The 19,176-nt window shown below is 60.7% G+C and carries 19 protein-coding genes; 5 read left to right on the top strand and 14 right to left on the bottom strand.

Going from position 1 to position 19,176, the window contains the following annotated elements; genetic code table 11:
* Positions 1 to 17 precede the first annotated feature (17 nt).
* From AC1Q5O_RS00535 to urtA, 6 genes are all read right to left on the bottom strand, one after another.
* Complete coding sequence (locus AC1Q5O_RS00535) at positions 18 to 914, bottom strand: LysR family transcriptional regulator (RefSeq protein WP_223611641.1); 897 nt, start codon at positions 912 to 914, stop codon at positions 18 to 20.
* A 65-nt stretch (positions 915 to 979) separates the two neighbouring features.
* The gene (gene urtE, locus AC1Q5O_RS00530) at positions 980 to 1,675 is read right to left on the bottom strand and encodes an urea ABC transporter ATP-binding subunit UrtE (RefSeq protein ID WP_223611642.1); all 696 of its coding nucleotides are present in this window, start codon (positions 1,673 to 1,675) and stop codon (positions 980 to 982) included.
* Positions 1,676 to 1,712: 37 nt separating this feature from the next.
* Complete coding sequence (urtD, locus tag AC1Q5O_RS00525; protein WP_492561565.1) at positions 1,713 to 2,459, bottom strand: urea ABC transporter ATP-binding protein UrtD; 747 nt, start codon at positions 2,457 to 2,459, stop codon at positions 1,713 to 1,715.
* 5 nt (positions 2,460 to 2,464) lie between these two features.
* Complete coding sequence (urtC, locus tag AC1Q5O_RS00520) at positions 2,465 to 3,652, bottom strand: urea ABC transporter permease subunit UrtC (protein WP_492561564.1); 1,188 nt, start codon at positions 3,650 to 3,652, stop codon at positions 2,465 to 2,467.
* Entirely contained in the window at positions 3,649 to 5,271 is a 1,623-nt protein-coding gene (gene urtB, locus AC1Q5O_RS00515) for an urea ABC transporter permease subunit UrtB (RefSeq protein ID WP_492561563.1), read from the bottom strand. The genes urtC and urtB overlap by 4 nt, the downstream gene beginning before the upstream one ends.
* A gap of 115 nt (positions 5,272 to 5,386) precedes the next feature.
* Positions 5,387 to 6,691: an urea ABC transporter substrate-binding protein gene (urtA, locus tag AC1Q5O_RS00510; protein WP_223611646.1), complete on the bottom strand. Its 1,305-nt coding sequence runs from the start codon at positions 6,689 to 6,691 to the stop codon at positions 5,387 to 5,389.
* 347 nt (positions 6,692 to 7,038) lie between these two features.
* On the opposite strand from urtA, the gene AC1Q5O_RS00505 reads away from it, so the two are divergent.
* Positions 7,039 to 7,377: a protein tyrosine phosphatase family protein gene (locus tag AC1Q5O_RS00505; protein WP_492561562.1), complete on the top strand. Its 339-nt coding sequence runs from the start codon at positions 7,039 to 7,041 to the stop codon at positions 7,375 to 7,377.
* An 81-nt stretch (positions 7,378 to 7,458) separates the two neighbouring features.
* Complete coding sequence (locus AC1Q5O_RS00500; protein WP_492561561.1) at positions 7,459 to 8,745, top strand: aspartate aminotransferase type Ic; 1,287 nt, start codon at positions 7,459 to 7,461, stop codon at positions 8,743 to 8,745.
* Positions 8,746 to 8,748: 3 nt separating this feature from the next.
* On the opposite strand, the gene AC1Q5O_RS00495 is transcribed toward AC1Q5O_RS00500, so the two are convergent.
* Together AC1Q5O_RS00495 and AC1Q5O_RS00490 are read right to left on the bottom strand one after the other, a co-directional pair.
* Positions 8,749 to 9,600, bottom strand: a complete 852-nt coding sequence (locus tag AC1Q5O_RS00495; RefSeq protein ID WP_492561560.1) for an MBL fold metallo-hydrolase — start codon at positions 9,598 to 9,600, stop codon at positions 8,749 to 8,751.
* A 2-nt stretch (positions 9,601 to 9,602) separates the two neighbouring features.
* Positions 9,603 to 10,793 carry an acyl-CoA dehydrogenase gene (locus tag AC1Q5O_RS00490; RefSeq protein ID WP_492561559.1) on the bottom strand — a complete coding sequence of 397 codons (1,191 nt, stop codon included), beginning with the start codon at positions 10,791 to 10,793 and terminating at the stop codon, positions 9,603 to 9,605.
* A gap of 140 nt (positions 10,794 to 10,933) precedes the next feature.
* Between AC1Q5O_RS00490 and mutL the strand changes: the two genes are divergently transcribed.
* The 3 genes from mutL to AC1Q5O_RS00475 all read left to right on the top strand — a co-directional run bounded on the left by mutL (position 10,934) and on the right by AC1Q5O_RS00475 (position 13,555).
* Positions 10,934 to 12,793, top strand: a complete 1,860-nt coding sequence (gene mutL, locus AC1Q5O_RS00485; RefSeq protein ID WP_492561558.1) for a DNA mismatch repair endonuclease MutL — start codon at positions 10,934 to 10,936, stop codon at positions 12,791 to 12,793.
* Positions 12,794 to 12,859: 66 nt separating this feature from the next.
* Positions 12,860 to 13,096, top strand: a complete 237-nt coding sequence (locus AC1Q5O_RS00480) for a DUF2093 domain-containing protein (protein WP_223611652.1) — start codon at positions 12,860 to 12,862, stop codon at positions 13,094 to 13,096.
* Positions 13,097 to 13,099: 3 nt separating this feature from the next.
* Positions 13,100 to 13,555: a hypothetical protein gene (locus AC1Q5O_RS00475; RefSeq protein ID WP_492561557.1), complete on the top strand. Its 456-nt coding sequence runs from the start codon at positions 13,100 to 13,102 to the stop codon at positions 13,553 to 13,555.
* Here AC1Q5O_RS00475 and lpxK read toward each other — a convergent pair.
* Genes lpxK through AC1Q5O_RS00445 form a run of 6 tightly spaced genes read right to left on the bottom strand, consistent with a single transcriptional unit; the run spans position 13,550 to position 19,134 of the window.
* On the bottom strand, positions 13,550 to 14,581 hold the full coding sequence (gene lpxK / locus AC1Q5O_RS00470; RefSeq protein ID WP_492561556.1) for a tetraacyldisaccharide 4'-kinase: 1,032 nt from the start codon (positions 14,579 to 14,581) through the stop codon (positions 13,550 to 13,552). The genes AC1Q5O_RS00475 and lpxK overlap by 6 nt on opposite strands.
* Positions 14,578 to 15,900: a lipid IV(A) 3-deoxy-D-manno-octulosonic acid transferase gene (gene waaA / locus AC1Q5O_RS00465; RefSeq protein WP_492561555.1), complete on the bottom strand. Its 1,323-nt coding sequence runs from the start codon at positions 15,898 to 15,900 to the stop codon at positions 14,578 to 14,580. The genes lpxK and waaA overlap by 4 nt, the downstream gene beginning before the upstream one ends.
* Positions 15,897 to 16,670 carry a lysophospholipid acyltransferase family protein gene (locus AC1Q5O_RS00460; RefSeq protein WP_223611656.1) on the bottom strand — a complete coding sequence of 258 codons (774 nt, stop codon included), beginning with the start codon at positions 16,668 to 16,670 and terminating at the stop codon, positions 15,897 to 15,899. Before AC1Q5O_RS00460 ends, waaA begins: the two co-directional genes overlap by 4 nt.
* A 30-nt stretch (positions 16,671 to 16,700) precedes the next feature.
* Positions 16,701 to 16,949 (bottom strand): DUF4170 domain-containing protein, encoded by a 249-nt coding sequence (locus tag AC1Q5O_RS00455; protein WP_105736221.1) that lies wholly within the window; start codon positions 16,947 to 16,949, stop codon positions 16,701 to 16,703.
* A gap of 45 nt (positions 16,950 to 16,994) precedes the next feature.
* Positions 16,995 to 17,804, bottom strand: coding sequence for a 3'(2'),5'-bisphosphate nucleotidase CysQ (locus AC1Q5O_RS00450; protein WP_492561554.1), 810 nt, complete (start codon positions 17,802 to 17,804; stop codon positions 16,995 to 16,997).
* On the bottom strand, positions 17,791 to 19,134 hold the full coding sequence (locus AC1Q5O_RS00445) for a TldD/PmbA family protein (protein WP_492561553.1): 1,344 nt from the start codon (positions 19,132 to 19,134) through the stop codon (positions 17,791 to 17,793). Before AC1Q5O_RS00445 ends, AC1Q5O_RS00450 begins: the two co-directional genes overlap by 14 nt.
* Positions 19,135 to 19,176 lie beyond the last annotated feature (42 nt).

The raw sequence follows: 19,176 nt of genomic DNA, 5'->3' as shown, positions 1-19,176 counted from the left end.
TCGATAGAAGATTTCTATCAAACCATATTGAGTTCGATGGCAAGCGCCCGGGCCTCATGCAGCAGGGCGGACACCAGCGGCGTATGGGGTTCGCGGTCAGCCGCCACCAGCCCGACAAGATGGCGTGCATCGGGCTCGACAATGGGAATAGCGCGGATCGGTTCGGAAAAACCCAGTGTTTCCGCAAGGTTGAGCGGCATGATGCTCGCCCACTTGCCGGTCCGTATGTGCGAGAACAGCACAATCATCGAATTGGATTCCAGCGTTGGATGCACGTCCACCCCCGCTTCGTGCAGGTGTTTGTTGATGATCCGGCGGTTCTGCATGTCCTGGGTGAGCAGGCAGAGCGGCAACTGACCAACCTCCGCCCAGGTCACAAATTCGCGATCCGAATAGGTACTGCCCGTCGAGGTGATCAACTGGTAGCGTTCCGAGTAGAGCGGAACCGATGTCACCCGCCCGAGCGGCTCATTGTCGAGATAGCTGATTCCCGCATCGATCTCGAAATTGCTGAGCAGCGTCAGGACTTCCAGCGAGGTGCGCGAGGTCACCGAAAAGGTCACATCGGGGTGTTTTTCGCGAAATGGCGTCGTCAGGCGCGAAACCATGGCAAGCGCCGTGGGAATTGCCGCTATCTTCACATGCCCGGACAGACCATAGCGTGCAGCGCGGATTTCCTCGCGCATCGTCCGCGTATCGCCGACAATGCGCCGCGCCCATTCGAGCACGCGCTGGCCCTCCGGCGTCAATCCCTTGTAGCGTGAGCCGCGCTGAACGAGAACGACACCCAGCGTATCTTCAAGCTGGCGGATCGCAGCCGACAGGGTTGGCTGCGTGACGCCGCATTCCTCCGCCGCGCGGCCAAAATGCTGGTTGCGCGCCAGAGCGATAAAAAATTCCAGCTTGTCGATCATCGAAATCCGTCCTCCGACAAGACTCTATCGATGATTACCCGCTGACAGCAAGAGCGGTGGTCGATTCAAACCGTCAGGAACTTGCGCACCTCCGGCCTGTCGAGACTTGCGGCATCGCCGGAATGGACGATCTCGCCGCGATCCATGATGTAGACATGGTCTGCCAGCTCGCGGCAGAAATCGAGATACTGTTCGACGAGAAGGATGGCGAGACCGGTCTGATCGCGCAGAAACCGGATGGCGCGACCGATATCCTTGATGATCGACGGCTGGATGCCTTCGGTCGGCTCATCCAGAACAAGCAGCCGTGGACGCGTGACCAGCGCACGGCCGATGGCGAGCTGCTGCTGCTGACCGCCCGACAGATCCCCGCCGCGCCGGCCCAGCATGGTCTTGAGCACGGGGAACAGCTCGAAAACCTCCGGCGGCACATTACGGTTGCCGCGTCTGGCGGCAGCAAAGCCCGTCGCCAGATTCTCGCGCACGGTGAGCAGCGGAAAGATCTCGCGCCCCTGCGGCACGAAAGCAATGCCGGCCCGCGCCCGGTCGTAGGGCGGCTTCCTGCCGAGCGGCGCACCATCGAAGCTGATCGACCCCGACGATAGCGGGTGTTGGCCGACGATCGCCCGGAGCATGCTGGTCTTGCCGACACCGTTCCGGCCAAGGACGCAGGTGATGGATTGCGGCTTCACCTCGAGCGATATGCCGCGCAACGCTTGCGCGGCGCCATAGTGAAGAGAAGCATTTTCAACCGTAAGCATCAGAAAATTCCCTCCCATTGATGTGCCACACACCGCCTCATCGCCCGAGATAGACCTCGATAACGCGCGGGTCGTTGCTGACATGATCGAGCGAGCCCTCTGCCAGCACCGAGCCCTCGTGCAGGCAGGTGACCTTCACGCCGAGCTCGCGCACGAAATGCATGTCATGCTCCACCACGATCACCGAGCGGGTGCGGGCAATATCGCGCAGGAGTTTCGCCGTCTCCGCGGTTTCCGCGTCGGTCATCCCGGCGACCGGCTCATCCACCAGCAGCAATTTCGGATCCTGCGCGAGCAGCATGCCGATCTCCAGCCATTGTTTCTGGCCGTGCGAGAGACTGGCCGCCAGCCAGCGGCGCTTTTCAAACAGCCGGATCGTGTAGAGGATTTCGTGAATGCGGTCGGCTTCATCCCTGCTCTGGCGATGAAACAGCGCTGACAGGGCCGAGCGCGGCCCGGACAGGGCCAGCACCAGATTGTCCTCCACCGTGTGGCTTTCGAAGACCGTCGGCTTCTGGAACTTGCGGCCGATGCCGAGCATGGCAATGTCGGCTTCGTCATGCCCGGTCAGGTCGACCGTGCCGTTGAAATAGACATCGCCGCTGTCCGGCTTGGTCTTGCCGGTGATGATATCCATCATGGTGGTTTTCCCCGCCCCATTCGGACCGATGATGGCGCGCATCTCTCCCGACTGAAGCACGAGCGAAAGGTTGTTGATGGCACGGAATCCATCAAAGGAAACCGAAACGCCGTCGAGATAAAGCAATATGTCCTTGGCCTTCATGGGCGCTACTCCGCAGCCTGGGGTTCGGGTACCGGGGCGAGCTTGCCGCCCTGTTTCACCACGGGCGACAGCACCTCCTCGTCTTTGCGTGCCGCATGGCTGGCTCTGCCGGCTTGCCAGGAGCCGTAGAGCCCGAGAATGCCCTTGGGCAGGAACAGCGTGACGAGGATGAACAGTGCACCGAGGGCAAACAGCCAAATCTCCGGAAACGCTGCGGTAAAGTAGGTCTTGCCGAAATTGACGAGGATCGCGCCGATGATCGGACCGATGATCGTGCCGCGCCCGCCGACCGCCACCCAGATGACCGCTTCGATGGAGTTGGCGGGTTCGAACTCGGACGGGTTGATAATGCCCACCTGCGGCACATAAAGCGCCCCGGCAATGCCCGCCATCATGGCAGAGACCGTCCAGACGAACAGCTTGTACCGGTCAACGCGATAGCCGAGAAAGCGCATGCGGCTTTCCGCGTCGCGCACGCCGACCAGCACCTTGCCGAGCTTCGAGCGAATGATGAAACTGGACACAAGAACGGCCAGCGCCAGAAACAGGGCGGTTGCTGCGAACAGCGCTGAACGGGTCGTTCCCGCCTGCACATTGAAGCCGAGAATATCCTTGAAATCCGTGAGGCCATTATTGCCGCCAAAGCCCATGTCGTTGCGGAAGAAGGCGAGCAGCAGCGCATAGGTCAGGGCCTGGGTGATGATGGAGAGGTAGACACCCGTCACACGCGAGCGGAAGGCCAGCCAGCCGAAGCCGAAGGCCAGTACCCCCGGCACCAGCACGACCATCAGGGCCGCGAACCAGAAATTGTCGAAACCGTACCAGAACCACGGCAGTTCCTTCCAGTTGAGGAACACCATGAAATCCGGCAGAACCGGATCGGCATAGACACCGCGCGGGCCGATCTGGCGCATCAGATACATGCCCATGGCATAGCCGCCGAGGGCAAAGAAGGCGCCATGGCCAAGCGAAAGAATGCCGCAGAAACCCCAGACCAGATCAAGCGCCACGGCGAGCAGCGCATAGGTCAGGTATTTGCCGAGCAGCGAAACCAGATAGGTCGGGATATGCAGGGGAGAGGTGTCCGGCACCAGCAGATTGAGGACGGGCACGAGACAGGCAACCGCCACCAGAATGATGATCGCAATCCGGCTGCGCCGGTCGCCATGTCTGAAAAACCATTGGGTGATCATGCCTCGATGGCCCTTCCCTTGAGTGCGAAGAGACCGCGCGGACGCTTCTGAATGAACAGGATGATGAGGACCAGCACGAGAATCTTGCCAAGGACGGCCCCGGCAAAGGGCTCGAGGAACTTGTTGGCAATGCCGAGCGACATGGCGCCGACCAGCGTTCCCCAGAGATTGCCGACACCGCCAAAGACCACGACCATGAAACTGTCGATGATATAGCCTTGGCCCAGATTGGGGCTGACATTGTCGATCTGGCTGAGCGCGACACCGGCAATGCCGGCAATACCGGAACCAAGACCGAAGGTGAGCGCGTCGACCCATGGCGTGCGGATGCCCATGGAGGACGCCATGCGCCGGTTCTGCGTGACCGCCCGCATGCGCAGGCCGAGCATGGTTTTCTTCAGCACCAGCTGCAGCACGGCAAAGACCGACAGGGCGAACACGATGATCCAGAGACGCGACCATGTCAGCGTCAGCATGCCGACATCGAAGGAGCCCGACATCCATGACGGGCTGCTGACCTGAACATTCGAGGCACCGAACCACGACCGCGTCGCCTGCTGCAGCACCAGCGATATGCCCCAGGTGGCCAGCAGGGTCTCCAGCGGCCTGCCATAGAGAAAGCGGATGATCCCGCGCTCAATGACGACGCCGATGGCGCCGGAGACGAGAAAGGCCGCAGGCAAGGCAAACAGAAGCGAATATTCGAACAGCCCCGGCATGGATGTGCGGATGATCTGCTGCACCACGAAGGTCGTGTAGGCGCCAATCATCACCATTTCGCCATGGGCCATGTTGATGACACCCATGACACCGAATGTGATCGCGAGGCCGATAGCCGCGAGCAGCAGGACCGAGCCAAGCGACAGGCCGTAAATGACATTCTGGATACCGTTCCAGATTTCGAGTTCTGCGTTGATGCTGGATATGGCGGCACTGGCGGCTTCGCCGACCGGCCCCGGAACACCGGCGAGCGGCGTCAACAGACCGAGCGCCTCGCGCCCGTTCCCGGATTTGATTGCGGCGATGGCGGCGATCTTCACATCGTCTGCCGCGCTGGAATTGAGAACAGCAGCAGCCTTGGCGCGCTGCATCAGCACCTTGATCCCCGCATCCTTCTCCGCCGACAGCGCCTGGTCCAGCAACGGAATGGATTCAGGATCGCGGTTCTTCAGGATTGCTTCGGCAGCGGACCGGCGCTCCGCCGCGTCGGTGCTCATCAGTGTCAGGCCGCCGATGGCAGCCGCGATATCGCGGCGCAGCCGGTTGTTGACCTTGATCTTGTCGGCCGTATTGCGCGGAACGGGAGGCAATTTTGCACCGCTCAGCGGGTCGGTTGCGGCATAATCCGCGCCATCGCGCGTACCGATAAACACCGCTTTGTCAGCCTTCGAAACATAGAGATCGCCGGCACTCAATGCGTTGAGAATGGCAGCGGCGCGCGGCGTACCGCTTTTGGCAAGTTCTGAAACCGCCTTGCTCGTCTCGTCGAAATTATCACCGGCCAGCGCCTGCACCAGCGATTTGAGTTTGGCGTCGTCCATGGCTTGCGCACCGGCGGCCGCAGGAAACAGGCAAAGCCCGAGTATCGCGATGATGGACAGGAAGCGGCTCAATGACATTCAACAATCCTGCATTTGAAATTCCTGGGAGGAGCTCCATCCCCGCCACGAGACGGGGATGGAGTTGGCTTCGGCGTTGTCGCCCCGACCCGAAGCCGGAGCTTGATTTTAGCGCTTAGTTCGTCTTGGTCGCGCCGCCGCACTTGCCGGTGACAACGTTGAAATTGCCGCACGACATTGGCTTGCGCCAATCGGAGATCAGGTCCTTCGAGCCTGGCAGATAGTCGGACCATTCATCGCCGACGACGAGGCCCGGCGTCCTGTAGACGATGTCGAACTGGCCATCGGCCTGCACTTCGCCGATGAGGACCGGCTTGGTGATGTGATGGTTCGGCATCATCGCCGCGTAACCGCCGGACAGGTTCGGGACGGAGACGCCGACGATCGAATCGATGACGGCATCCGACTTGGTGGTGCCGGCGGCTTCGACGGCCTTCACCCACATGTTGAAACCGATGAACGTTGCTTCCATCGGATCATTGGTCACGCGCTTGTCGTTCTTGATATAGGCGTGCCATTTCTTGATGAAGTCGGCATTGGCGTCGGAATCGACGGATTCGAAGTAGTTCCAGGCGGCGAGATGGCCGACCAGCGGCTTGGTGTCGAGACCGGCCAGCTCTTCCTCGCCCACCGAGAAGGCGACAACGGGAATGTCTTCGGCCTTGATGCCCTGGTTGGCCAGTTCCTTGTAGAACGGCACATTGGCATCGCCATTGATGGTGGAAACAACGGCAGTCTTCTTGCCGGCCGAGCCGAACTTCTTGATGTCGGACACGATCGTCTGCCAGTCGGAATGACCGAACGGCGTGTAGTTGATCATGATGTCCTCATCCTTCACGCCCTTGGCGTTGAGGTAGGCCTTCAGGATCTTGTTGGTGGTCTGCGGATAGACATAGTCCGTACCGGCAAGAACCCAGCGCTCCACACCTTCCTGTTTGGCGAGATAATCCACGGCGGGAATGGCCTGCTGGTTCGGCGCAGCACCCGTGTAGAAGACATTGCGCGAGCTTTCCTCGCCTTCATACTGAACCGGGTAGAACAGCAGGGAATTCAGTTCTTCGAAAACCGGAAGCACGGATTTGCGCGAGGACGATGTCCAGCAGCCGAAAACCGCCGCGACCTTGTCCTGTTCGATCAACTGACGGGCTTTTTCCGCAAACAGCGGCCAATCCGACGCCGGATCGACAACGACGGCTTCAAGCTTCTTGCCGAGAACCCCGCCCTTCTTGTTCTGCTCGTCGATGAGGAAGAGCATCGTATCCTTGAGCGTGGTTTCGGAAATCGCCATCGTACCGGACAACGAATGCAGAATACCGACCTTGATTGTGTCCTCGGCTGCCTTTGCCGGTGCAAGGGTCAGTGTCGCTCCCACGGCGGCGGCCGCCAAGGTTCCAATAAATCTGGCTGTTAGACTGAACATTCAGGTAAACCCCTCTTTATGGTTGTTTGTACCGAGGGAATACTATGCAACGACCGTGCCAACTGCGGGTTGCAGCGTCATGCTCGTGTGAAATCTTTGGATTAGCCCGAGATTACAACGGCCAAGCGCAACAGGCCTTGAATATTATGAAGACCGCAGCGGCGGAAACAAGGGGGCGGCCAGCACCGTTTCGGCAATCAAGTGCCTATATTATTATCAATTAGTCGTATATGCCTATTTATGGAGCAATGCTCGCAATTTGCGGCTCCGATCAATCGGCTTTGATGTGGCATTGGTCAGCGTTTGATGTATGGTGCTGCCACCAATCACATTCTCAAGGAACGAAAATGGATATCCGTCAGATTGACGAAGGCTTTGCCGTGACCGGGCAGATTTCACCGGACGACGTACGCGATATTGCTGCGGCAGGCTATCAGACCCTGATCTGCAACCGCCCCGATGGTGAATCGCCGGATCAGCCGGAATTTGCCGAAATCGCCAAGGTCGCTGAAAAGGCAGGCATCCCGATCTACTACGTCCCCGTGATTTCAGGCCAGCTGACCCAGGACGACGTGGATGCAATGGCCGCCGCACTCGAAGAAGCGGAAGGCCCGGTGCTGGCCTATTGCCGCTCCGGCGCCCGTTCGACCAATATTTACGGCATCGTTCAGCAGCAGAAAGGCTGACCCTGCAAGGACGGCTGCGGACCCCGCAGCCGTCTTACCGCTGACCTCCCCAAGCCTATAGACAACAGAGCTGACCTTCCCATGAGCCGTATTGCCGATCTGAACAGTGACGATTTCGCCGCCCTGCGCCAAAAGACTTTGAAGGAATACGAGGCCTTCCGTGCCCGTGGACTGAAAATCGACATGACCCGCGGCAAGCCAAGCCCCGAGCAATTGGCGCTCGCCAACGGCATGTTGACCCTGCCCGGCAATGGCGATCACTTCAGCGAAGCCGGTGAAGATGCCCGCAATTACGGCAATCTGCAGGGACTGGCGGAAGTGCGCACGCTGTTCGCGCCAACGCTCGGCACGTCGCCGGATCGGATCGTTGTCGGTGACAATTCCAGTCTGGCGCTGATGCACGACTGCCTGCTCTGGGCCTGGGCCAAGGGCGTTCCCGGCGGCACCGAACCCTGGCAGAAGACGGAAGCCCCGGCTTTTATCTGCCCGGTGCCCGGCTATGACCGGCATTTCTCCATCCTCGAAGAATACGGCATCCGCATGCTGCCCGTACCGCTCAAGGGCGATGGGCCTGACATGGACATGGTCGAGAAACTCGCTGCCGATCCGAGCGTCAAGGGCATGTGGTGCGTGCCGAAATACTCGAACCCGTCGGGCGAGACCTATTCCGACGCGGTGATCGAACGTCTTGCCGCGATGAAAACCGGTGCTCCTGATTTCCGCCTGTTCTGGGACAATGCCTATGCGGTGCATCATCTCACGGAAACCGAGCATCAGATCCCCGATATTCTCGACCTGTGCGAAAAGGCCGGACATCCCGACCGGGCCTTTGTCTTCGCCTCCACGTCCAAGGTAACGCTGGCGGGTGCCGGCCTTGCCTTCTTCGCCTCGTCAGCAGCCAATGTGCGCTGGTACCTTGCCAGCGCCAGCAAACGGACAATCGGACCGGACAAGCTGAACCAGCTACGGCATGTACGGTTCCTCAAGAACGAGGACGGCATACGCAAGCACATGGCGGCGCATCGCGCCCTGATCGCGCCGAAATTCGACATGGTCAACGAAGCTCTGGAAAAGCGCCTCGCCGGCACGGGCGTCGCCGAATGGTCGAAGCCGCAGGGCGGCTATTTCATCTGCGTCGATGCCATGGAAGGCACGGCCAAGCATGTGGTCGAACTGGCCAAGCAGGCAGGCGTGACCTTGACGCCGGCAGGATCGACCTCACCGCACGGCAAGGACCCGCACGACCGCACATTGCGGCTGGCGCCGACATTCCCTTCCCTGCAGGAAGTGGAACTGGCCTCGCAGGGTATCGCACTGTGCATTCTGCTGGCGGCACTGGAAAAGCTGCATTCGGCCCGGAATGACTGATGTCTAAAGCGGGATGACCAGGCCGTCGCGGCCGACGATCAAACGGCCATCCCACTTGCCATCCAGAGCTTTTACCCAGTCGGCTTCGCCGAATTGCGGGTCGTCAGCCGGAATGAGGTGATGCAGCACAAGATGCTTCACCTCAGCGGCCACCGCGATCCGCGCGGCATCTTCAACGAGTGTATGACTGGCGAGAAGATGTTCCTTGAGGCGTGCGCCGTTGCCCGTCCGCGCGACGAGACGATCCACGCCTTCTGGCAGCATCGCCTCATGCACGAGGATATCGCTCTCCCGGGCAAAACCGGCCAGCGGCGGGAAATAGGCCGTATCCGCCGAAAAGACGATGGATTTGCCTGCCGCTTCGATCTTCAGCGCAAAACAATCGACAACCGGCGGGTGATCGACGTGCAAGGCGGTGATCGTCAGGCTCGCGTCCTGATAGGCCAAACCATCGGCGTAGACCTGCAGATCGACAAGATCGCGCAGATCGGGCCGCCCCTCGTCCTCGATGCGCAGATCAATGTCGTAGCGCATGGATTGCAGGAAGCCTGACCAATAGTCTTCAATTCCGGCCGGGCCGTAGACCGTGACTTTGTGCGATAGCCCCGACGTCCATGCCGTATGCATGAGCGGGCCGAGTTCGAGCACATGGTCGGAATGCAGATGTGTGATCAGGATCATATCCAGATCCTTCAGTGACAGATCCGCATTGACCAAGGCCCGGGTCACACCAAGACCGCAATCGATGACGATCCGCCGTCCTGATATGTCCAGCAGCGACGATGTTGGCGACGGGCCGCCCGGACGGATTGCCGGGCCACCCTTGGTTCCAAGCAGGACGAGCCTGTCAGCCATTCCTAGAAGAATGCCTGAATGCCGGTCTGGGCGCGCCCGAGAATGAGCGCGTGCACATCATGCGTGCCCTCATAGGTGTTGACCGTTTCAAGGTTCTGCGCATGGCGCATCACGTGATAGCCGATCTGGATGCCGTTGCCGCCGTGCATGTCACGGGCAACGCGGGCAATATCCAGAGCCTTGCCGCAATTGTTGCGCTTGACCAGGCTGATCATCTCCGGTGCCATCCGGTCTTCATCCATGAGGCGCCCGACCCGCAGGCTCGCCTGCAGGCCCAGCGTGATTTCCGTCTGCATGTCAGCAAATTTCTTCTGGAACAGCTGGGTAGCCGCCAGCGGCTTGCCGAACTGCTTGCGGTCGAGGCCATACTGCACCGTGCGCTGCCAGCAATCTTCCGCGGCCCCCATTACACCCCAGGAAATGCCGTAACGGGCACGGTTGAGGCAGCCGAACGGCCCCTTGAGCCCGGCAACATTGGGAAGAAGGTGTTCTTCGCCGACGACAACGCCGTCCATGACGACTTCGCCGGTGATCGAAGCACGCAGCGAAAGTTTGCCGCCGATCTTCGGAGCGGAAAGCCCCTTCATGCCCTTCTCGAGCACGAAGCCGCGAATCTGGCCGTCATGCGCATCGGACTTGGCCCAGATTACGAAGACGTCCGCGATGGGTGAATTGGATATCCACATTTTCGAGCCGGAAATCCGGTACCCGTCGGCAACCTTTTCGGCGCGCGTTTTCATCCCGGCGGGATCGGAACCGGCATCGGGCTCGGTCAGGCCAAAGCAGCCGATCCACTCGCCCGAAGCCAGCTTCGGCAGATATTTCTTGCGCTGTTCTTCGGAGCCATAGGCGTAGATGGGATACATGACCAGCGAGGACTGCACGCTCATCATCGAGCGATAGCCGCTGTCGACACGCTCGACTTCACGAGCAACCAGACCATAGGCGACATAGGACGCACCAGCGGTGCCGTATTCTTCCGGCAACGTCACTCCGAGAAGCCCGGCCTCGCCCATCATACGGAAAAGTGCCGGATCGGTCTTTTCCTCAAGATAGGCTTCCTCGATACGCGGTGCCAGCTCTCCCTGCGCAAAGGCGCGCGCACTGTCCCGGATCATCCGTTCGTCTTCGGTCAACTGATCTTCCAGCAGAAACGGATCCGTCCAGACAAAGGAAGCTTTGGAATGCGCCATGTAATTTCCTCCATAATGCTTTTCCCAGACCTAGCACCAAAATCGCGTCGATGGCCAGATAGTTTTGGCTTAAAATATATTCCGGTGCGCTTTGGCAGCGAACAATTTCCGTCGCCGGACGAATCCCCTATATGTATGGCATGACCATCAAACAGCTTACCGAAACCATCATCAACCAGATCGCTGCGGGTGAAGTCATCGAACGCCCCGCAAGCGTGGTGAAGGAGCTTGTGGAAAATGCCATCGATGCCGGAGCAACCCGCATCGAAGTGGTGACGGCAGGCGGCGGCAAGAACCTCATCCGCATCACCGACAATGGTTCGGGCATCCCTTCGGATGAGCTGACGCTGGCCGTTTCGCGCCATTGCACATCGAAACTGACGGATGACGTGCATGATATCCGGGCGCTGGGTTTTCGCGGCGAGGCCCTGCCCTCCATCGGCTCGGTCTCGCGGCTGTCGGTCAAATCCCGCACGGCACAGGCCGATTCCGGTTTCGAGATCAGCGTGCATGGCGGCCATATGGATGGCCCGCGCCCGGCGGCGATGAACAACGGCACAATTGCCGAGGTGCGCGATCTGTTCTTTGCTACACCCGCACGCCTGAAATTCATGAAGACCGACCGGGCCGAAGCTTCGGCCATCAGCGATATTGTCAAGCGGGTTGCCATTGCCTTCCCGCATATCCGCTTTTCTCTGGCGGGCAGCGACCGCACGCCGCTCGAGCTTGCGGCGACGGGCATTGGCTCCGCCGGCATGCTGGAACGGATTTCGCAGGTGCTGGGCAGGGAATTCCCGGAGAACGCGCTTGCCATCGATGCGGAGCGTGACGGGGTGCGCCTGACCGGGTTTGCCGGGATACCGGCCTTCAACCGCGCCAACAGCCTGCATCAGTTTGCCTATGTCAACGGGCGGCCGGTGCGCGACAAGCAGATATGGGGCGCCATCCGCGGCGCCTATGCGGATGTGATCTCGCGCGACCGGCACCCGGTCGTGGTGCTGTTCCTCAACCTTGATCCGGCGCTGGTCGACGTCAATGTGCATCCGGCCAAGGCCGATGTGCGCTTCCGCGATCCGGGTCTGGTGCGCGGGCTGATCGTCGGTGCGATCCGCCAGGCGCTCGGCCAGTCCGGCATTCGCGCCGCCACCAGCGGGGCGGAAGCCATGCTGCAGTCCTTCCGGCTCGGCGGAGCGGAGCCTTTGCGCCCGGCCCAACCGGCACAGCACTGGCAGGGTTCGCCGTCGGTCAACCAGAACTATACAACCCAGCAATCTGCCTTTCGTCCCATCATACCGGACCCGGCACCATCCTATACAAACAATGGTTTCTCGGAACCGATACGCAGCTTCCTGGCTGAAGCGGACGTGCTGGCCACCGATACGCGGGCAAGCGCTGCGGAGGTGCCGCAAGCCCTGCTGGCCGCACCGCTCGGCGCTGCACGCGCCCAGATACATGCGAACTACATCGTCTCGCAGACGGAAGACAGCCTCATCATCGTCGATCAGCACGCCGCGCATGAGCGGCTTGTCTACGAGGCATTGAAGACGGCGCTGCATTCAAGACCCTTGCCCGCGCAGATGCTGCTCATTCCCGAGATTGTCGATCTGCCGGAAGAGGACGTGGAGCGGCTGGTGGCCCATGCGGAAACCCTGTTGCGCTTCGGTCTAGGCGTGGAGGCCTTCGGTCCCGGTGCGGTCGCCGTGCGGGAAACCCCGTCCATGCTGGGCGAGATCGACGTGCAGCAGCTCATCCGCGACCTCGCAGACGAGATTGCCGAACACGATACATCCGATGGTTTGAAGGCCATTCTCGACCATGTTGCCGCCACGATGGCCTGCCATGGCTCCGTGCGTTCCGGCCGGCGGCTGAAGCCGGACGAGATGAACGCACTGTTGCGCCAGATGGAAGACACGCCCGGCTCAGGCACGTGCAATCACGGCCGGCCCACCTACATCGAACTGAAGCTCACGGATATCGAGCGGCTTTTCGGCAGGCGCTGACGTCTTGACCCGCGGGGCATCTGCCGCCTAAATGAGCTGACGAAAAGAATGGGAAACCACCGGACAATGAACAGGTTTGAAGGCCCCGGCTCACGTGAAGCCAAGATACGCTACCTCGACGGTGACTTTCAGGTCCTGTCGCCGGGCTCCTACGTGCTGTGCGCCGTGACGTCGGAAAAGATCGCGCTGGATGAACTGCGGTACTGGAGCGTTGCCCGCCAGGAAGCCTATGCGGATGCGACGATTTCGCTTGAGCGCGAGCTTGAAATGAACCCATCGCTGCGCCAGCGCAGCAAGGCCTGACCGGTGATCAATCGCCGGTCCACGCTTTTGGCCCTTGCCGCGACCGCGCTTCTGGCCGGCGGCTGCACCACGATGGGCGCCAAACGCGAACCGGCCTATAGCGGACCGACCAAGACGATCAAGGGCTATCTGCGCGGCTCGCCGCTGGCACGGCTTTCACCAAGTTCCGTCGTTTACATCACCGCCTATGATGCAACCAACGGCAACTCCAAACCCATGCCGGTAATCGGCGAGACAAGCTTCACGCTGGGCCGCAGCGGCTATTTCCCCATTGCCTACGAGATTGAAATCCCGGCGGCGAAATCGGCGCCAAAGGTAGCCCTGTCCGTGCAGATCGGTACGCCAGGGCGAATTCTCTTTTCCAACGACCGGCAATACAGCCAGACAACCGGCCGCTCCATGGATATACCCATGGGTGAAACGCCGCCGCGCATACGCAACTTCCGCCGCGGCCTATAGCCGCCGGATCGTTCGCAGGCGCGCCCTTTCCCGGGTTTCACTGATGACGCGCGATACGGTTCGCGGGTGCGCAAAAACCAGCTCCACATCCAGAACCTGCGTTCTCGCGGCGAATGCCTTGGCGATTTCGCTGCCATCGAGCAGGCGGACGTGATCCTTCGCCGTGGTGATCAGGGTCAAACCGTCCGCATCGGCACTTTTGATGAGATCGGCGATTTCCTCATCCGTATAGGGATGGTGATCCGGAAAGGGGCGTGCCTCTGTGACCGTTCCACCGGCTTCTTCCAGCGTGCGGAAGAATTTGGCGGGATCGCCAATGCCGGCAAAGGCGAGCAGCGGTTTATCAGCGACCGCAAGCACCGCCTTGGGTTGAAGCGAGGCTTCATATACCGGCTTGGCCGCACGTGCAGCGTTCCTCACGAGATGGTCGGCGCCATTGGCTGACCCTATCTTGAGCAGGGCATCGGTGCGCACCAGCTGATCCGTCAGTGGCGCGCGCAGCGGGCCGCCGGGAATGACGCGGCCATTGCCGATACCCCGCCCCGCATCGACGACCATGAGCGCATAGTCGAAATGCAGGCGGGCACTCTGGAACCCGTCATCCATGATGATGAAGTCGCATCCCGCCGCCTGCAGCGCAGTGGCCCCGGCAAACCGGTCGGCGCATACGACCACCGGCGCATGCCGGGCGAGCAGCATGGGCTCATCGCCGACATGCCGGGCGCTGTCGTGATCGGGATCGACCCGGTGCAGTCCGGAGAAGGCTCCGCCATAACCGCGTGAGACAATGCCGGGTTTCAGACCAGCGGCAACGGCGGCCTGCGCAAAGGCAATGGACGTCGGGGTCTTGCCCGCGCCGCCGACGGTGAAATTGCCGATGCACAGAACGGGAATGGGAACGGCAGGCGGCTTGGCGCGGCGGATGCGCCGTCCGGCAACCATACCGTAAATCTTTGACAGGGGGCTGAGGGCCCGCGCGCGCCAATCCGGCTTTTCCCACCAGAAAGGAGGCGCTTCGCTGGTCATTTCCAGCCACCTTCACGCGCGCTCAACCGCGCCTTCAGCACCAGGGGCTGGATGAAGGGCTCGAGCGCCGTCATGGTCAGATCAAGCGAACCGCGCATGTCCTCAACCGTCTTCGTTCCCGCATCAATCATCACCTGGCGTTCAGCGGGATTGTTGAAGAGGTAGTTGACGGCCCCAGCCAGCATGTCCTTGTCGCGGATGAGCTTGGCCGCGCCATTCTTGATCAGGCGCTGGTAGGAATCGCGGAAATTCTGCACGTTGCGGCCCGAAAGGATTGCCGTCTTCAACATGGCGGGTTCCAGCGGATTCTGGCCGCCCTGCGCCATGAGCGACCGCCCGACAAAGGCGATTTCCGTCAGCCGCAGATACAGGCCCATCTCGCCGATCGTATCGCCGAGATAGATGTCGGTGTCCGGCGCGATGACATCGCCGCGGCTGCGCAATGCCACCTTCATGCCGAGCTTTTCGATTTCTTCGGCAATTGCCGGGGCGCGGTCAGGATGACGCGGCACGATGATCGTCAGGAGATCGCGATGCCTGACCTTCAGCATGTGATGAACCTGCGCAACGACATCTTCCTCACCCTGATGGGTGGAAATCGCTGCCCAGGTCTTGCGCTTGCCGATCTGCCCCTGCAGAGCCTCAAGTTCCGACTCCACGACCGGCGGGATTGCGGTGTCGACTTTGAGATTGCCCGATACCGTGACCGGACGGGCCCCGAGCGTACGGAACCGTTCGCCGTCAATGTCAGACTGGGCCACCACATGGGCGAGATTTTCAAACAGCGCTTCCGCGATGGACGGCCGCTTCTGCCAGGCAGCAAAGGATTTGTCGGACAGGCGGCCATTGACCAGAACCTGCGGCACCCGCCGCAGCCCCAGTTCAAGAATGGTCATCGGCCAGATCTCGGATTCGCAGATAACGGCGAGATCGGGCTGCCAGTGGCTGAGGAACCGGTCGACCGCCGGCTTCAGGTCGAGCGGCACATATTGATGGATGACCCGGTCACCCAGACGTTCCTGCACCATCTTGGCGGAGGTCACGGTCCCGGTTGTAAGAACGACGCTGATTCCCATGTCGACGATGGTTTCAACCAGCGGCGTGACGGCAGAGGTTTCGCCGACGCTCGCCGCATGCACCCAAACCAGCGGTCCCGCCGGCCGTGCAACGCTGGCCACGCCATAACGTTCACCCTGACGTCCGCGTTCTTCCTTGCCTTTGCTGGCGCGGAAGGCGACATAGGCGCCGACAGCCGGGAAGACCATGGCACCCACCCAGCGATAGGTGCTCAGGACAATGCGCGCCCACCGTTCGCTCATGCCCGGCCATCCACAAGCGCTTGCACCCGTACCGTATTGGCGTTCAGGCTGGCGGTCAATTCGACACGCTTGGCTTCAAGCATTGCATCATCGGCATCCTCGGGGACAAAGATCGGGTCGCCGACAATCAACCCTGACCTGCCGAATGGCAAGGGAATGGTTGTCTTATCCCAGCTCTTCTCGAGAATTTTCCTGCGCGACGTCATATAGCAGATGGGAATGATCGGGCGGCCCGACAGTTTGGCAAGGAGAATGACCCCCTGACCGGAATCGCGGGGTGTCCCATGGGGAATATCAGCAATCATTGCCGCCGTCTTACCGTCCTTCAATGCCTTTTTCAGGGCGAGCAAGGCCCTTACCCCACCCTTTTCGATGCTTTTCGTCGGCTCCCGCCCGCCGGAACCGCGGATGATCTCGACACCGAACCGTTCGGCTACCCGCGCGTTGAGTTCCGCATCCTTGCTCTTGGAGAACATGGCGGCGAAGCGCACGCCGCGCGGCATCAGAAAGGGCGCCATCAGATGCTGGCCATGCCAGGCCACAGCAATGAACGGCTCACCGCCCCGCTTCATATCCTCCAGATCGGACGAGCCGGGCAGACGCGGGTTGGTGGCATTCACCAGCCGGAAGAACTGCGTGATCAGCCAGACCACGAGAAAGCGGACGAAACGCGACTTCGCCAGCGGGCCCCGGATGGAACGCCAAAACCGTTTCAGCACCCCGTTCTTCTTGCGGGGCGCCTTGGCGGTTGCTGTGCTGTTATCAATCATGCCGTTGTCAATGCGCGACCGGAGAACCGGTCAGCTTGCCTTGCCCGTGTCGGGATCGAGCAATTTGTGCATGTGCACGATGAAATAGCGCATATGTGCGTTGTCGACGGTCTGCTGGGCTTTCGACTTCCAGGCGCGCTGTGCGGTCTCGAAATTCGGGTAGATGCCGACGATATCCAGCTTTTCCAGATCGCGGAATTCAACACCGCCGAGCTTCTTCAGTTCGCCGCCAAAAACCAGGTGAAGCAACTGCTTCGGTTCTGCTGTATTTTCGCTCATGGTCGCCCATCCGTTCAGTGATCAATCGTTGAATTTTCAGTCTGTTTAGCCGAAGGCGGTTTCGGCGACAACGTCCAACATGTTGTCCATCAATAAACCGCTGGCCGCGACAAGCGCGCCATGGCGATAATCGCCTGTCTCATTGTTGCGCAAACCATAGGTCAGCGGCTTGCCATTCGCCGTCAGGACATGACCGCCCGCCTCCACAAGAATGAGATCGGCCGCCGCCAGATCCCAGTCATGGGAATTCGGCCGGACGAAGGTCCCGGCAATGTCGCCCCGGGCAACCATGGCAATGCGATAGGCCAGCGAGGCGATGTAGGGCGCGGCAATCATGGATTGCTGGAAATGGTCCGGCAGCTTCTTCAGGAATGGCCCGGGGCCCGCCACCTTGAACGGAACGCCGCTGGTGCTGACATGAATGGCTGTGCCGTTCTGTTCAGCCCCCTGCCCTGGAAGCGCTGTGATCGTCTCGCCGCGCGCCGGACATTCCAGCACACCGGCCACCGGACGGCCATCCTCGATAACCGCCACGCTGACGCACCAGACATCCGACCCTTCGATGAAGGCGCGCGTACCGTCGATGGGATCGACGACGAAAAAGCGCCGGCGCGCTGTCGCCACGCGGTCATCGAGGGTTTCTTCGGAAATCCAGCCATAGTCAGGCCGGGCCGTCAGAAGCATGTCCTTGAGATATTTGTCCGCCGCAAGATCTGCCTCGCTCACCGGCGAATTGCCGGTCTTCATCCAGACCTGCGGGTCCTGGCGGAAATAGGACAGGGCGATACGCCCGGCGCCTTCCGCTGCTTCCCGGATCAGGGCTAGATCATCGCGATTTTTTTCACTTGCCGGCAAGAGTCATGCCTTCGATCAGGAGTGTCGGACTGGCGACGCCAAAGTTACGGTCAATATCGTTCGCCGCAACCATGTTCAGGAACATATCCTTCAGGTTGGAGGCAAGCGTGACTTCACTGACGGGATAGGCCAGTTCGCCATTTTCAATCCAGTAACCGGACGCGCCACGGCTGTACTGCCCGGTGATCATATCGACGCCCTGACCAAAAAGCTCCGTGACATAGAAGCCATTGCCGGCAGCACGGATCAGGGCCTCCGGCGTTTCATCCCCCGGCTCGATGGCAAAATTGGTGGACGACGGAACAACGGTCGATCCTGAACGCACACCGCGGCCATTGGTGCTCAGCCCCAATTCCGCAGCCGTTGATGTGGACAGGAACCAGTGCTTCAAAACACCGTTCTCGACCATGGTCAGTGCTTCGCCTTCAATTCCTTCGCCGTCGAAGGGCCGCGAGGACGAGCCGCGGATGCGCAGCGGATCATCCGTGACATTGATGCTGTCCGCGAGAATCTTCTGGCCCATGCGGTCCTTCAGAAAACTGGTCTTGCGCGCAACGGATGCGCCATTGATGGCGCTGGAAAGATGGGACGCGATGCCACGCGCCACGCGCGGATCATAAACCACATTGACCACACCGGTCTTGGCCTGCCGGGCGCCCAGGCGTTTGACCGCGCGCGCGGCGGCTGAACGGCCGATGGCCGCCGGGTCCTCGAGCGCATCGAAATGCTGGCGCGAGGAAAAATCATAGTCGCGTTCCATTCCGGTACCCGTGCCGGCGATGGCGCTGACCGAACGGGAAAAACGCGACCCCATGTAATGGCCGACGAACCCGCCCGATGTCACCAGAACCATGCCGCCGAGCCCGGCGGAAGCCGACGCACCGCCGGAATTGGTAACGCCGTCAACTTCAAGGGCGGCAGCCTCCGCAGCCAATGCATCTTCGGTCAGCCGCGCTGCCGCAACGACGGTCGGATCATAGAGATCAAGATCACGGATGGTGCGCACCAGATTGGCTGGATCAGCCAGGCCTTCAAACGCATCGTCCGGCGAAACCCTGGCCATGGCGACGGCGCGCTCGGCCAGAATTTTCGGGTCGGACCCGGCGGTTGCCGATATGCTTGCCACTTTCCTGCCAACAAAGACGCGCAGGGAGAAATCGTCACTTTCCGACGATTCGGTCGCCTCGACCTTGCCAAGCCTGACGCTGACACCCGTGGACCGCGAACGCACGACAACCGCATCGGCGGCGTCGGCTCCGGCCCGGCGGGCGGCTTCGACAAGCGCAGCAGCGTTGTCAACGAATTCGCGGGAATTGGCCGGCTCGATCATATTCATCCCTAGAGTTGATTGCATGATAGGATGCAAGGACAT

The sequence above is a fragment of the Phyllobacterium sp. MT110 genome (assembly GCF_058792715.1).
The sequence above is the reverse complement of the archived record's forward strand: the minus strand, read 5'-3'. Positions and strand labels throughout refer to the sequence as shown.